This is a genomic window from Arenibacter sp. F26102, from assembly GCF_023015865.1.
GTDB lineage: Bacteria > Bacteroidota > Bacteroidia > Flavobacteriales > Flavobacteriaceae > Arenibacter.
Window position 1 is genome coordinate 167,559 of record NZ_JALKBC010000002.1, and the last position, 14,774, is coordinate 182,332.

General features: G+C 39.4%; 15 protein-coding genes. 11 read left to right on the top strand and 4 right to left on the bottom strand.

Annotation, left to right across the window (positions count from 1 at the left end; all coding sequences use genetic code 11):
- Positions 1 to 42 precede the first annotated feature (42 nt).
- The gene (locus tag MWU78_RS03205) at positions 43 to 783 is read left to right on the top strand and encodes a rhomboid family intramembrane serine protease (protein WP_246994940.1); all 741 of its coding nucleotides are present in this window, start codon (positions 43 to 45) and stop codon (positions 781 to 783) included.
- Positions 784 to 856: 73 nt separating this feature from the next.
- Here MWU78_RS03205 and rlmB read toward each other — a convergent pair whose 3' ends face one another.
- The 4 genes from rlmB to MWU78_RS03225 form a co-directional block, all read right to left on the bottom strand.
- Positions 857 to 1,600, bottom strand: a complete 744-nt coding sequence (gene rlmB / locus MWU78_RS03210) for a 23S rRNA (guanosine(2251)-2'-O)-methyltransferase RlmB (RefSeq protein WP_246994942.1) — start codon at positions 1,598 to 1,600, stop codon at positions 857 to 859.
- Positions 1,601 to 1,789: 189 nt separating this feature from the next.
- Positions 1,790 to 2,680 (bottom strand): hypothetical protein, encoded by an 891-nt coding sequence (locus MWU78_RS03215; protein ID WP_246994944.1) that lies wholly within the window; start codon positions 2,678 to 2,680, stop codon positions 1,790 to 1,792.
- Positions 2,681 to 2,698: 18 nt separating this feature from the next.
- Positions 2,699 to 4,399, bottom strand: coding sequence for a SusD/RagB family nutrient-binding outer membrane lipoprotein (locus MWU78_RS03220; RefSeq protein ID WP_246994947.1), 1,701 nt, complete (start codon positions 4,397 to 4,399; stop codon positions 2,699 to 2,701).
- An 11-nt stretch (positions 4,400 to 4,410) separates the two neighbouring features.
- Complete coding sequence (locus MWU78_RS03225) at positions 4,411 to 7,566, bottom strand: SusC/RagA family TonB-linked outer membrane protein (protein WP_246994949.1); 3,156 nt, start codon at positions 7,564 to 7,566, stop codon at positions 4,411 to 4,413.
- A gap of 574 nt (positions 7,567 to 8,140) precedes the next feature.
- On the opposite strand from MWU78_RS03225, the gene rpsL reads away from it, so the two are divergent.
- From rpsL to rplV, 10 genes are all read left to right on the top strand, one after another.
- Complete coding sequence (gene rpsL, locus MWU78_RS03230; RefSeq protein ID WP_031445118.1) at positions 8,141 to 8,515, top strand: 30S ribosomal protein S12; 375 nt, start codon at positions 8,141 to 8,143, stop codon at positions 8,513 to 8,515.
- Positions 8,516 to 8,592: 77 nt separating this feature from the next.
- A complete protein-coding gene (gene rpsG, locus MWU78_RS03235) occupies positions 8,593 to 9,069 on the top strand; it encodes a 30S ribosomal protein S7 (RefSeq protein WP_103440719.1) in 477 nt (158 codons plus the stop codon).
- A 9-nt stretch (positions 9,070 to 9,078) separates the two neighbouring features.
- Positions 9,079 to 11,211 (top strand): elongation factor G, encoded by a 2,133-nt coding sequence (gene fusA, locus MWU78_RS03240; RefSeq protein WP_246994951.1) that lies wholly within the window; start codon positions 9,079 to 9,081, stop codon positions 11,209 to 11,211.
- Between the two features lie 12 nt (positions 11,212 to 11,223).
- A complete protein-coding gene (gene rpsJ / locus MWU78_RS03245; protein ID WP_010230113.1) occupies positions 11,224 to 11,529 on the top strand; it encodes a 30S ribosomal protein S10 in 306 nt (101 codons plus the stop codon).
- A gap of 157 nt (positions 11,530 to 11,686) precedes the next feature.
- Positions 11,687 to 12,307: a 50S ribosomal protein L3 gene (gene rplC, locus MWU78_RS03250; RefSeq protein ID WP_187582468.1), complete on the top strand. Its 621-nt coding sequence runs from the start codon at positions 11,687 to 11,689 to the stop codon at positions 12,305 to 12,307.
- Positions 12,307 to 12,936 (top strand): 50S ribosomal protein L4, encoded by a 630-nt coding sequence (gene rplD, locus MWU78_RS03255; protein WP_103474409.1) that lies wholly within the window; start codon positions 12,307 to 12,309, stop codon positions 12,934 to 12,936. The genes rplC and rplD overlap by 1 nt, the downstream gene beginning before the upstream one ends.
- A gap of 7 nt (positions 12,937 to 12,943) precedes the next feature.
- The gene (gene rplW, locus MWU78_RS03260; protein ID WP_187582466.1) at positions 12,944 to 13,234 is read left to right on the top strand and encodes a 50S ribosomal protein L23; all 291 of its coding nucleotides are present in this window, start codon (positions 12,944 to 12,946) and stop codon (positions 13,232 to 13,234) included.
- Positions 13,235 to 13,243: 9 nt separating this feature from the next.
- Entirely contained in the window at positions 13,244 to 14,068 is an 825-nt protein-coding gene (gene rplB, locus MWU78_RS03265) for a 50S ribosomal protein L2 (RefSeq protein ID WP_246994953.1), read from the top strand.
- 13 nt (positions 14,069 to 14,081) lie between these two features.
- Positions 14,082 to 14,360 (top strand): 30S ribosomal protein S19, encoded by a 279-nt coding sequence (gene rpsS, locus MWU78_RS03270; protein ID WP_026810026.1) that lies wholly within the window; start codon positions 14,082 to 14,084, stop codon positions 14,358 to 14,360.
- 3 nt (positions 14,361 to 14,363) lie between these two features.
- Positions 14,364 to 14,771: a 50S ribosomal protein L22 gene (rplV, locus tag MWU78_RS03275; protein WP_103440712.1), complete on the top strand. Its 408-nt coding sequence runs from the start codon at positions 14,364 to 14,366 to the stop codon at positions 14,769 to 14,771.
- The last annotated feature ends 3 nt before the right edge of the window (positions 14,772 to 14,774 follow it).

The window sequence follows — 14,774 nt, forward strand, 5'->3', positions numbered from 1 at the left end:
AAATTGTGGTAAGCATATTGCATAAATAGTTATATTTCCATTATGACAGAGAGCAACTATTTTAAATTTTCCAATGCGGTAATCGCAATTCCATTATTGGCGGTGCTCTCTATTTGGACGGTATATTGGTTTGAGATTCGGTTTCAGGTAAATTTCAACGATTATGGTATTTATCCAAGGACTTTGAAGGGGATTCGGGGTGTTGTTTTGAGCCCTTTTATACATGGTTCGGTAGAGCATTTATACAATAATACCATTCCACTGGCTATACTTACGGCATCTTTGGTTTACTTCTACAGAAACATAGCCTTTAAAGTGTTGTTATGGGGAATTCTAATTTCGGGCTTTATAACTTGGCTCATAGGAAGGCCATCTTATCACATTGGAGCCAGTGGATTAATATATGTCTTGGTCAGCTTTGTATTTTTTAAAGGAATTATTTCCAAACACTACAGGTTGGTAGCGTTATCCCTAATTGTGGTTTTTATATACGGCAGTACGCTATGGTATATTTTTCCTGTTAAGGACGGAATTTCATGGGAGGGCCATTTAGGCGGATTTATCACTGGCTTGTTTTTGGCATTTGTGTTGACGGCCCCTTTGCCCAAACCAAAAAAATATGATTGGGAGAAGGAGGATTATAATGAGGAGGAGGATGAATTCTTAAAACATTTTGACGAACACGGAAATTTCATTGAAAATAGACCACAAGACTCTACAGAAGAAGACATCAAAATTACCTATCATTACAAAAAAAATCCCGAGGATTCGGGATTGGAATGATAATTTAGACTTCGGTAATATATGGGAAATTAGAATACTGCCAAGTTCTGATAAAGTTAGGCAATCTAGCGCCTTAAGGGGTTTCCTGCCGTTGCCTTACCGCTTCGTAAAGGAAAACGCCACAGGCTACCGAAACATTTAGCGAACCTATTTCACCCAGTAGGGGAAGTTTGGCCATATGGTCTGCAGCTTTTAATATGGAAGGGGAGATGCCCACATCCTCAGATCCCATAATAATAGCACAGGGTTCCTTAAAGGATACGTCGTAAATAGTGCTGTCTGCTTTTTCGGTTGCTGCAATAACCTTTATTCCAGAGGCCTGTAAATAAAATACGGCATCTTTTATGTGGTCTATCTTGGCAATGGGCACACGAAATGCGGCACCCGCCGAGGTTTTTATGGTATCTGCTGTAACCGGAGCGGCGCCTTTTTTCTGTATAATGATCCCATCTACCCCAGTACATTCGGCTGTTCTAATAACTGCGCCAAAGTTGCGTACATCCGATAGTTGATCCAATAATAGGAATAGTGGTGTTTTTTTGGTTTCCAACACTTTTTCTACCATTTCTTCCATGGTCAGAAAAGTTATGGGAGATATATTGGCAACAACGCCTTGATGATTGTTTTTTGTAAGTCGGTTTAATTTTTCAATGGGTACATAGGAAGCGGTAATTCCATTTTTTCGAATTAGGGTTTCCATATCCCTGGACAAATCGCCCTTTAGACCTTTTTGGATGAAAACCTTATCTATGGGTTCGTTGGATTTTATGGCTTCGATTACGGCTCTAATGCCATAAATTTGTTGGGTATCTTTCATGGGAGTAAAGGTAGAAAATAAGTGAGAAATAAATACTACTTAAAAGTATAAGCCGGTAATAATTAATACTACCCGACCTAAATAGGTTTAAAGTTGGAATTATGGATAAAAAAAGAAACCGCTGAAAAGTAATTTTCAACGGTTTCTGAATTAATTGTAACCCGTTTTTATACCGGGTTTAAGATAGATTTACTGAGGGGTATATACAGCAGTGGCAGAATCACCAAAGCAATTTTCCCATTGTATAGAAAGAGTTCCATCTGGATTAACAGTACCTGTAAGGTTAATTTCGCAACTAAAGCTTTCTGTCCAAGTTCCCGTAAGGTCACCACAAACGTCGGTCATAGTACCAGCGGTTTCAAAACAGTAGCCATAAGGTTCACAGTACCAGTCTTGATAAACTCCGGCAACCCCATCGGAAATGGAATAGTTACCTCCGCCGTTGTCAGTTACAACAACATCATAAGCGAAATCTACCAATGGGTTGTTCACAGGTGCTCCGTCTGTTGATGTTCCACTACTCACAACACTGTAATTTCCTCCTAAATCCGAAGGACAGGACACTATGTAATCCAAGCTAATTTTAAATTCGGTGATCTGATTAAAATCGGCAGCATAATAATTTGGTTCTGCTTTACTATTTAATACTTCCAATACTGAACCATCCTTAAATGTATATGACGTATATAATTTAAGCATATCACCCACTTGAATATCATCAGCACTGGTAAGTTCCGAAAATGAACCTATAAGTTCAGTGCCAGTTAAGGTATATTCCTTAGGAAATTCAGTTACTCCGCTATCCAACGTTACTGGACCGTATAAATCCCCATCTACCGTAAGGTAGAAGGCTTTCAAATCGAAAGAGGCTGGTGTTCCAACGCCAACACCTACCGTGAAGTTTAAATTGAGGTCGTTCAGCCCCGTTAGGTCAATAAATGCAGGACTACCCGCTACTACCGCGAAATCGGGTAGGGCACCATTGGTGGTTGGGATTGCCGAAGTACCTCCATCATCATCGCATGATGTATTTAGCGCAAATAGGGCTAAAAAGAGACTTAATATATATGTTTTTTTCATGATATGAATTTTATGATTTTAGTTATCCCAAAATATTTTGTAGGTAGTTGCATCTTTCTGGGCAGGTGCATTTTCATTAACGTTCAATTCGGCTTGTGGCCAGAATAATGAAACCTGGTATGGTCTTGTCAATGTTGTTTCACTGTCAATCAAAGGCCAAGCATCGCCATTGTCCAGTTGATATTCTGGAGAAGGTCCATTGGGGTCGGCCAAAATAGGATACCCTGTTCTTCTATAATCATTGTACTGATCAAAAGGATCTCCAAAGGTGGACACCCATTTTTGGGTCATAATGATCTCCATTTTCTTGGCATCGGAAGCGGCGTCGTATTCAGCCAAAATACCATCGATAAAATCGGTAACAGCAGTGGTTCCATCAAGCTTGGGAACAGTTTGTGTAGTTTCGGAATTGGCAACAACATCATCGACTTTTTTGAAAGCTGCTATCATAGCTTCTTCCAACATAGCCCTTGCATCACCTGAAATTACGTTGGCTTGAATCATTTCAGCCATTACAAACAACGATTCATGAAAGGTTAACAGCCTATGTGGAGCGGCACCTGTACCGGCATCAACATCAGCATCGCCCCCTTCACCATCATCATATCTACCTCCGGCAGGATATATTCCAGGATAAGTGGAAGATTCTCTAGAGGCAAAATCCCTGTTTGGACCTACACTACCAAATCTAATGGTATGGAATCCTGTATTTCTATCCCAATAATCAGCTTTTGGGTCACCTGTTGTGGGATCACCAACATCCGGAGGTAATTGCCCAGGCGTTAATTGATTAAAGAAATAATATGGCAATCTAGGGTCTTCCACTCCATTGTGAATGTTGGGATTCCATCCTTTTAGGATTTCATAGAACCATGGGCTGGCATAGTGGGAGGTTTGTCCTGTTAAATAGCTTGCTCTAAAAAGAGGATTTCTTTCTTCTGCCGGCGATTGGGTGGTAGAATAAGGAAATTCAAAATCGTCAGCGCTGCTGCCCATAAAGTTATCGGCAGCTATTAAAGCATTTAATTTACCCGCATTAAACGTGGTGGACAACCTAATCTCATTGTACAATTTCAATTTCAGGGTATTTACAAATTTATTCCATTTAGTGATATCACCATCGTAAAATAAATCTTGGGTTCCAGGGTTGGCACCTTGTCCACTGTTAATATTGGCTAGACCTTCGTCAATTAATGCCAAGGCATTCTCGTAGATGGCGGTCTGACTGTCAAATACAGGGCTTACCACACCTGTGGCAAGTTTTGATGCTTCGGAATATGGAGCATCCCCCCAAATGTCGACGATAATGGTAGCGGTATATCCTTTGAGGACCTTGGCCATACCTACAATGATCATCTCTTCTTCAGCAGTGCCTTGCTCAATAATAATATCAGCTTCGGTTATTACCGAATAGGCAACGTCCCAAGAATTTTGAATATCGGTATTGTCCTGTCTGGTACCGTACTGATCTTGTTCCTCACGGAAAGTAAATTGGTGAACATAGGCCGAAAGCTCTTCTGCCATATAAACCCTAAATTCCGTGATCAAGTTAAAGTTTCTCTCAGTGTCCGTCAAAAGTTGGTCTAACGGAGCTACTGTAGGATTGTTTGGGTCCGTGTTGACATCCAAATAGTCACTACAATTGTAGAAAAGTAAAGACACCAATGCTACGGCGAACATTGTGCGGCTTTTCAGATTTAATTTAAATATATTTTTCATAGTTCTTCTTATTAAAATGTTACGTTAAGTTTAAACCCAAACCTCTTGGAACTAGGGGCAGATTGAGTTTCAATCCCTTGTAGATTACCTGATCCATAAGCAGTAACATCTGGATCAAAATTGGTATACTTAGGAACATTAGGGGCAAAATACCATAAGTTGTTCCCCACAACTGAGAAGGTCATACCACCAATAAAGGTCTTGTCCAAGAACTTTTTTGGCACTTCGTATGCCAATGCAATTTCTCTTAACCTAAACACGGTGCCATCGTAAATGGTACCCTCATCTACCGTGTTAATACCAAAAGTATTACTGTTTGTTGTAGGTGAAAAATATAGGTTGTTCATGGTAATTTGTGTGGTATTCGGTATTTTATTTCCAGAACCATCCAAAATAGCTTCTCCAGTAGTAGGATTACCATAAACACCAGGGATTATAAAAGTACGTTCTCGATCTTCAGTGTCCTTGGTTACACCTCTACCTAATAGGCCAGCTATACCTGAAGAAGAAAGGTCTCCACCTTCTTTCCAGTCCAATTGGGCCTGTAAACTCAATGTCTTATATTTAAAGGTATTGGTGAATCCAATTTTGAAATCTGGGTTGGGGTCACCTATTACTTGGTTGTCCAAAGCTTGTAGGATACCTCCGCCACCTTCTTCAATTAAATAATTTCCTTCGTCGTCCCTGGCAAATGCGGTTCCGTAGAACACTCCAAATGGTTCACCTTCGTCTACAAAGGCAATTTGGTTCACGTCTATGGGGAATCTGTCAAGACCTTCGATCAATTTGTTTACCACGTTCTTATTTTTGGTAAACGAGGTAAAAGTGGACCACTTAAAGTTCTCTGTTCTTATTGGAATCAAGGTCAATCCTACCTCGATACCTTTATTTTCCATTTCACCTATATTGGTTAACAAGGAAGTGTAACCAGATGATGTTGGAACATTAACTTCAGAAATAAGATCTGTAGTTGTTTTCTGGTACCAGGTAAAGTCAATTAACACTTTCTTGTTAAAGAGTTCCAAATCTATACCCGCTTCAAATTCTTCGGTATTCTCCGGACTTAAATTAGGATTACCAAGAGTTGAAGGAACAAATACGGAAGGTTGGCCTGCGTAAACCGTTCCAACACTAAATATTTTATTGATCTGGTAGGGGTCTGCATCTCTGCTAACATTTGCCCAACCACCTCTAATCTTACCGTAACTAAGAATATCATTGTTTATTCCTAAAGCCTCTGTAAATATAAAAGAGGTAGAAACAGAAGGATATAGAAAACTATTGTCTGTTTGCGGTAGAGTGGAAGACCAATCGTTTCTCGCCGTTGCATTTACAAATAGGTAGTCTTTATATCCCAATCCCAGGTCTCCAAAAACACCAACTATCCTTTTTCTTGTTGTTTCATCTACGTCTGAAACCACATTGGCCGTATTATTAACGGTAAAAATATTGTCGGCAATTAAATTGGTACCTGTATATCCAACGCGGTGACTAGAAATTTGGTTTACGTTGTTACCTACCAAAAAATTCATGTTTAAATCCTCGGTCAAATCGTAATTGAACGTTACCACGAAGGTAGATTCTATTTCTTCGCTATCGTAATCGTCAGATACTACTCTACCTGTACCTGATGCGGCTCTAGAGCCTTTATCGGTTATCTCTATACGGCCTAAGTCATATTTATTGATACCAAGTTGATATCTAGCATTAATGTGCTCATTAAAATCGTAGGCAAAACTTACGTTGGCAACAGTCCTATTAACCCCGGTCCTGATTTGATTGTGTTCCCATGACCATAAAGGGTGATCCCAGCCTCCGTTAGGTATTACCGGTGCACCATTGGCATCTTCGTATGGAAGGCTTAGGTCCCAAGTTCTTCCCAGTACAAGAGTTCTTGCAAAGGAGGAAGCGGATCCAGCAAATTGGTTTTCACCTAGGAAAGGACCAACTTGGTAACTGTCTGAATAACTTAGGTTGGCTCCAACTTGTAATCCATTGTCCAATTTAAAATTACCACCTGCAGAAATATTGGTCCTTTTGTATGAGTTAAAAGGAATATATCCTTGCTGATCAATATTGGACACGGTAAGGCTAAAATTGGAATTTTCTTTGGCAGAACTAATGTTTATCGAGTTATCGGCAACAAATCCTGTTTTAAACAGGTCCTTTACGTTGTTGGGTTGTGCAACATAAGGCACTGTAGGGCCAAATTGATCTGGAAATGCATTAAGCAAGTTTGGCCAGGTAGGGATGGTTTCGCGAGAATCGAATCTGGCACCCCATGAACCGTTGGCATTGCTGTAGTTGAAATTTGTTCCGTTACCGTAAGTATTCTGGTATTCTGGAAGGTTGGCAATTTTCTCAAAATATACACCTGTATTAAGTGATACCTCGAATTTTTTATTGGACAATCCACCAGATTTTCCGGACTTGGTAGTAATGATGATTACACCGTTTACTGCCCTGGAACCGTATAATGCGGCTGCAACAGCGCCTTTAAGCACTTCAACATTGGCAATATCGTTAGGGTCTAAAGATGAAATACCGGTTTCATAACCACCACCACCTGTAATCTGGCTGGAGGTTTCTACTTCCGTATTACTATATGGTGTACCATCTACAACGAATAAAGGTTGGTTTCCACCTTGGAAAGAGGTTGTACCCCTTATGCTTATTTTGTTGGAAGCACCGGCAACGCCCGTTGAGACATTTACGTTTACTCCAGGTACCTTACCGTTTAATGATCTAATTAAATCCGGTTCGGAGTTTTCTGTAATGGCTTCGGCCTCAACAGACTTAACAGAATATCCCAAAGATCTTGGATTTCTCTTAATACCTAAGGCTGTTACTACCACTTCTTCCAGTGCCTGTGCATCTTCCTCCATTTGGACGTTGATGGTGTTACTGGCTCCTACTGTCATTCGAACATTACTTTGACCTATATAGGAGAATACCAAGACTTCCCCAACACTTGCTTCAATGGTGTAAAGTCCATCAAAATCTGATTGGGTACCCGTGGTGGTACCTTCTACAAGGATGTTAACTCCAGGGAGCGGTAGACCGTCTTGGTCAGTTACCGTACCTGAAATCGTCTTTTCTTGTGCAAACGATAATTGCACAATCAACGCTAGAAACAGCGTTAGGATTCCATTTAACTTTGTTTTCATTTTTATAATTATTTGAATTAGCAATCGCAAAAATCCTAATTTAATGTTAATAAAACAACTTTTTAGGGACATTTCTTATGCGCGCATAATAAATAATTGTTAAATATGGCCTTATCAGGGGCGATATGTGTTTTTTTATCACAATAGAGCAGGTAGATTTTATATGTATAACAATTAATTGACTTGATCGTAGGATTTTATTACAGTAAAACAGTTAAAATATTGACAATATCATAATAATCATAAATAATAGAGGTTTTTTAGGGGTGATATTGCATTATTTTTAGGGATTAATCGATTAAGCTAATAATTTGATAATAAATAGGCTATTTTTTGATAATTATTCTCTGATCTTTTGTTGGTTTTATTTTTGATTTCGCAATTGCCATTTATGAAATTTTTGGCGACTGAAGGTTGTTTAACGCAATGTGTTATGATCTAATTACAAGCTGCCGAATCTGTTGAGGATAAAAAATATGAAAAATAAATTCATCAGGGTTTGAAATATTGCGAATAATTACTACATTTGCCAGCCCTTAAAAGAGGGGTTAAGTTTTTATTATACAAAAATAGTATGCCAACAATTTCACAATTAGTACGAAAAGGAAGAGTCACGATTACTAAGAAGAGTAAATCGGCTGCTTTGGATTCGTGTCCTCAAAGAAGAGGTGTATGTACACGTGTTTATACAACCACTCCTAAGAAACCAAACTCTGCAATGCGTAAAGTTGCAAGGGTTAGGTTGACAAATGGAAAGGAAGTAAACGCATATATACCAGGTGAGGGTCACAATTTACAAGAGCACTCGATAGTATTAGTAAGAGGCGGAAGGGTAAAGGATTTGCCAGGAGTTAGGTATCACATCGTTAGAGGTGCCTTGGATACAGCAGGTGTTGCTGGAAGGACACAACGTAGATCTAAGTACGGAGCAAAACGCCCTAAGAAGTAAAAATTTGTTAAGAGTTGAGAATTAAGGGTATTGTACTTTTAATAATTGACTATTGACCATTAACTCAAAAAGAAGAAATGAGAAAAAAGCAGGCAAAAAAGAGACCACTTTTACCCGATCCAAGGTTTAATGACCAATTGGTGACCCGTTTTGTTAACATGATGATGTGGGATGGTAAGAAGTCGGTTGCCTTTAAAGTGTTTTACGATGCAATTGATATCGTAGAAGAAAAAAAGACAGACGAGGAAAAAACGGCGTTGGAGCTTTGGAAAGATGCATTGTCCAATGTTATGCCTCATGTTGAGGTAAGAAGTAGAAGAGTAGGTGGTGCTACTTTTCAGATTCCTATGCAAATTAGACCTGATCGTAAGATATCAACTGCTATGAAATGGCTTATTAGTTATGCTCGTAAGAGAAACGAAAAGGCAATGTCACAAAAATTGGCAGGAGAAATATTGGCAGCGGCCAAAGAAGAAGGTGCTGCAGTTAAGAAAAGAACAGATACCCATAAAATGGCAGAAGCAAACAAAGCATTCTCCCACTTTAGATTTTAATAAGCAGAAATGGCAAGAGATTTAAAATTAACAAGAAATATTGGGATTGCTGCTCATATTGATGCAGGTAAAACAACTACGACAGAACGTATATTGTTTTATACTGGTGTGAGTCATAAAATAGGTGAGGTTCATGATGGTGCTGCCACTATGGACTGGATGGAGCAAGAGCAGGAGCGTGGTATTACAATTACTTCAGCTGCTACAACTTGTGAGTGGATTTTTCCTATGGAGAATGCAGAGCCAACCGCAGATGCACAATCCTACCACTTTAATGTAATAGATACCCCAGGCCACGTGGATTTTACGGTTGAAGTAAACCGTTCTTTACGTGTATTGGATGGCTTGGTCTTCTTATTTAGTGCAGTTGATGGTGTTGAGCCACAATCTGAAACTAACTGGAGATTGGCTGATAATTATAAAGTGCCACGTATCGGTTTCGTTAACAAAATGGACCGTCAGGGGGCTGACTTTTTAATGGTTAACAAGCAGGTTAAGACAATGTTGGGATCCAATGCTGTGCCTATTGTATTGCCGATCGGAGACGAGGCAGACTTTAAGGGTATTGTGGATTTGGTGAAAAACAGAGCTATAGTATGGCATGAGGATAATTTCGGAGCAACCTTTGATGTTGTTGCAATTCCGGAAGATATGAAGGAAGAAGTTAGGGCACGTAGAGCTGAATTAATAGAAGCTGTTGCGGAATATGACGAAACCTTGATGGAGAAGTTCTTCGAAGATGAAGATTCTATTACAGAGGATGAAGTTCATGCTGCCTTGAGGGCTGCGGTTATGGATATGAGTATCATACCTATGATCTGTGGTTCGTCATTTAAAAATAAAGGAGTACAGTTTTTGTTGGATGCCGTATGTCGCTATTTGCCTTCTCCATTGGATAAGGATGCGATTGTAGGTACTAATCCTGATACTGAGAAGCCTGAGGCTAGAAAGCCAAGTGTTAAGGAGCCATTTGCGGCTTTGGCATTTAAAATTGCCACGGATCCTTTTGTAGGTCGTTTAGCATTTTTTAGAGCATACTCTGGTAGATTGGATGCTGGTTCTTATGTATTGAATAATCGTTCCGGGAACAAGGAGCGTATTTCCAGGATTTACCAAATGCACGCCAATAAGCAGAATGCAGTAGATTATATTGAAGCAGGAGATATTGGTGCGGCAGTAGGGTTTAAGGATATTAAGACAGGGGATACTTTGTCGGATGAAAAACATCCAATAGTATTGGAAAGTATGAATTTCCCTGATCCTGTAATTGGTATTGCTGTTGAGCCTAAAACCAAGGTTGATGTTGATAAATTGGGTATGGCTTTGGCTAAATTGGCCGAAGAAGATCCAACTTTCCAGGTAAAAACAGATGAAGCATCTGGTCAGACTATCATTTCTGGTATGGGTGAGCTTCACTTGGATATTATTGTTGACCGTTTAAGACGTGAGTTTAAGGTTGAAGTAAACCAAGGAGAGCCACAAGTAGAATACAAAGAGGCGTTGACTAAAACGGCTTCACATAGGGAGGTTTATAAGAAACAATCTGGTGGTCGTGGTAAATTTGGTGATATTGTCTTTGAAATGGGGCCTGCTGATGACGATTTTGTTGGAACTGGTTTGCAGTTTGTTGATCAAATTAAAGGTGGTCGTATTCCTAAAGAATTTGTAGGTCCGGTTGAAAAAGGATTTGCTGCCGCTATGAAGAATGGACCATTGGCCGGTTTTGAAATGGATAGAATGAAGGTTGTTCTAAAGGATGGATCTTTCCACCCTGTGGATTCCGATGCACTATCTTTTGAATTGGCTGCCAAAATGGGTTATAAAGCTGCTGGTAAAGCTGCTGGAGCAATAATTATGGAGCCGATCATGAAAATGGAGGTTTTGACTCCTGAAGAAAACATGGGAGATATCGTAGGAGATCTTAACCGTAGAAGGGGAGTTGTTACCAATATGGATGATAGAGCCGGTGCCAAAGTAATTAAAGGTGAAGTACCTTTGTCCGAAATGTTTGGATATGTTACTTCATTGAGAACTTTGTCTTCAGGTAGAGCAACTTCAACAATGGAATTTTCACATTATGCTGAAACTCCTTCCAATATTTCGGAAGCGGTGATTAAGAAAGCAAAAGGATTAACAGCTTAAAATCGTACTAAGATGAGTCAAAAAATTAGAATTAAATTAAAGTCGTACGACCACAACTTGGTAGATAAATCTGCTGAGAAGATCGTAAAAACGGTAAAGACTACGGGTGCGGTTGTAACTGGGCCAATTCCTTTGCCAACACATAAAAAAATATTTACTGTGTTGCGTTCTCCGCACGTAAATAAAAAAGCAAGGGAGCAGTTCCAATTAAGTTCTTACAAAAGACTATTGGATATTTATAGCTCTTCATCAAAAACTATCGACGCTCTAATGAAGTTGGAACTTCCTAGTGGTGTTGAGGTTGAGATAAAAGTATAGTTCTAATTTCGGAATTCATAATTCGAAATTATGAAAGACATGTCCTGAGCGTTTCGCGAAGGAAAGACGGAAAAAAATATATTCAGGGTTGAATTGTTTTTTGACCCTGTTTTTGTGTCAATAAGTTAAATAGTAATCAATTAATAATTAATTAAATATGTCTGGGTTAATAGGTAGAAAAGTAGGTATGACCAGCATTTTCGATGAAAATGGAAAGAACATTCCATGTACAGTAATCGAAGCTGGACCATGCGTAGTTACCCAAGTCAGAACCGAAGAGGTCGACGGGTACAATGCCCTTCAGCTTGGTTTCGATGACAAGGCAGAAAAACGTGCTAATAAAGCGGCTACAGGTCACTTTAAAAAAGCAGGCGCTTCTCCCAAGAAAAAGGTCATGGAATTCAGGTATTTTGAAGAAGGTGCGCACAAATTAGGTGATACTCTTGGAGTAGACCTTTTTGTAGAAGGAGAATTTGTTGATGTAATCGGTACCTCAAAGGGTAAAGGTTTTCAAGGTGTTGTTAAAAGACACGGCTTTGCCGGTGTTGGTCAATCAACCCACGGTCAGCACAATAGATTAAGAGCTCCAGGTTCCATTGGTGCTGCTTCATATCCTGCAAGAGTTTTTAAGGGAATGAAAATGGCTGGTAGAATGGGTACTGATAGAGTTACCGTTCAAAACTTGAGAGTATTAAAAATTGTTCCAGAAAAGAACCTTATAGTAGTAAAAGGTTGTGTTCCTGGTCATAAGAACGCTTACGTAACTATTGAGAAGTAATGAAGGTAGCAGTTTTAGATATTAAGGGAAAAGAAACAGGTAGAAAGGTTGAGCTTTCTGACGCTGTATTCGCAATAGAACCAAACAATCATGCTGTGTATTTGGATGTTAAGCAATATTTGGCTCACCAAAGACAAGGTACGCACAAATCCAAAGAGCGTGCTGAGATAGCAGGAAGTACAAGAAAGATCAAAAAACAAAAAGGAACAGGTACTGCTCGTGCGGGTAGTATTAAGTCTCCAGTGTTTAGAGGTGGTGGACGTATTTTTGGACCTAGACCAAAGGATTATAAGCAAAAATTGAATAAAAATGTTAAGCGTTTGGCTAGGAGGTCGGCCTTAACTTTAAAGTCAAAGGACAATGCTATAATGGTGGTTGAGGATTTCAATTTTGAAGCTCCTAAAACTAAGGATTTTAAAGAATTTTTGAAGTCTTTGGGCTTGGAGAATAAAAAATCCCTAATTGTGTTGGGTGATTCAAATAATAACGTATATTTGTCCTCACGCAATTTAGAGCGTTCTGAGGTTATAACCAACTCAGAATTAAGCACTTACAAAATATTAAACGCTAACAACCTAGTGTTGTTGGAAGGTTCCTTGGAAGGAATCGAATCGAACTTAATTAAATAAGCGAACCATGAGTGTGTTGATAAAGCCAATTATTACGGAAAAAATGACTGCTGATAGCGAGTTGCACAATCGTTATGGTTTTCTTGTTGATCCAAAAGCCAACAAGATTCAGGTCAAGGAAGCAGTAGAGGCAACTTATGGTGTTTCTGTTGAGAAAGTTCGAACAATGAATTATGGTCCTTCGCGCAAGTCGCGTTACACTAAAACTGGTGTACAGCACGGAAAGACAAGTGGTTTTAAGAAAGCCATTGTTGATGTAGCAGAAGGAGATATTATTGATTTTTACAGTAATCTATAAAGACAAAAAATGTCAGTTAGAAAATTAAAACCAATCACTCCCGGGCAGCGTTTTAGAGTAGTAAATGGATTTGACGCCATTACTACTGATAAGCCGGAAAAAAGCTTGCTTGCTCCGTTAAAAAAGTCGGGAGGTAGAAACAGTCAAGGAAAAATGACCATACGCCAAAAAGGTGGAGGTCATAAGAGAAGGTATCGTGTTATTGATTTCAAAAGGGATAAGCAAGATGTTGCTGCCACGGTTGAATCAATTCAGTACGATCCAAACAGAACAGCTTTTATAGCTTTATTGGCGTATGCTGATGGTGAAAAAAGATATATTGTTGCCCCAAATGGTTTACAGGTGGGTCAAGAAGTATCTTCTGGAGCTGCAGTTGCCCCAGAGATCGGGAACGCACTTCCATTAAGTGAAATACCTTTGGGTACAATCATATCTGGAATTGAATTGCGTCCTGGACAGGGAGCTGTAATGGCGAGAAGTGCTGGAACATTTGCCCAGTTAATGGCGAAGGACGGTAAGTTTGTTACCATTAAATTGCCATCAGGTGAAACCAGATTAATTTTAGCGGATTGTTTGGCCACTATAGGTGCTGTATCCAACTCTGATCATCAATTATTGGTGTCAGGTAAGGCAGGTAGAAGTAGATGGTTGGGAAGAAGACCAAGAACAAGACCAGTTGCAATGAACCCTGTTGATCACCCCATGGGTGGTGGAGAAGGAAGGGCTTCTGGAGGTCATCCTAGATCTAGAAACGGAATTCCTGCGAAAGGATTCAGGACCCGTTCCAAGACCAAGAGTACCAACAAGTATATTTTAGAACGTAGAAAGAAATAAAAAGTAGAAAGAAATGGCACGTTCATTAAAGAAAGGACCTTACGTTCACTATAGTTTGGATAAAAAAGTCCAACAAAATGTTGAATCAGGTAAAAAGGCAGTCATTAAGACATGGTCTAGAGCTTCTATGATTACTCCTGATTTTGTAGGTCAGACAATAGCGGTTCACAATGGAAAGCAATTTGTACCTGTTTTTGTAACAGAAAACATGGTGGGTCACAAATTAGGTGAATTTTCTCCAACACGATCTTTTAGAGGTCATGCCGGGGCAAAAAATAAAGGTAAAAAGTAAGCTATGGGAGTTCGTAAAAAACAAATGGCCGAAAGAATAAAGGCGGAAAAGCAGCAAATAGCGTTTGCAAAATTAAATAATTGCCCTACTTCCCCTAGAAAAATGCGTTTAGTAGCGGATTTGGTTAGAGGTGTAAAAGTGGAGAAAGCGCTAGCTATTTTGAAATTCAACTCAAAGGAATCATCACGTAGACTGGAGAAGTTATTGTTATCTGCAATAGCTAACTGGCAAGCTAAGAATGAGGATGCAAGTGTTGAAGAAGCTGAACTTTTTGTTAAGGAGATTAGAGTGGATGGTGGAAGTATGTTAAAAAGACTACGTCCTGCTCCACAAGGAAGAGCACATAGAATTAGAAAACGTTCCAACCACGTTACCTTGGTTTTGGGATCTAACAATAACACACAAAGCTAGAGC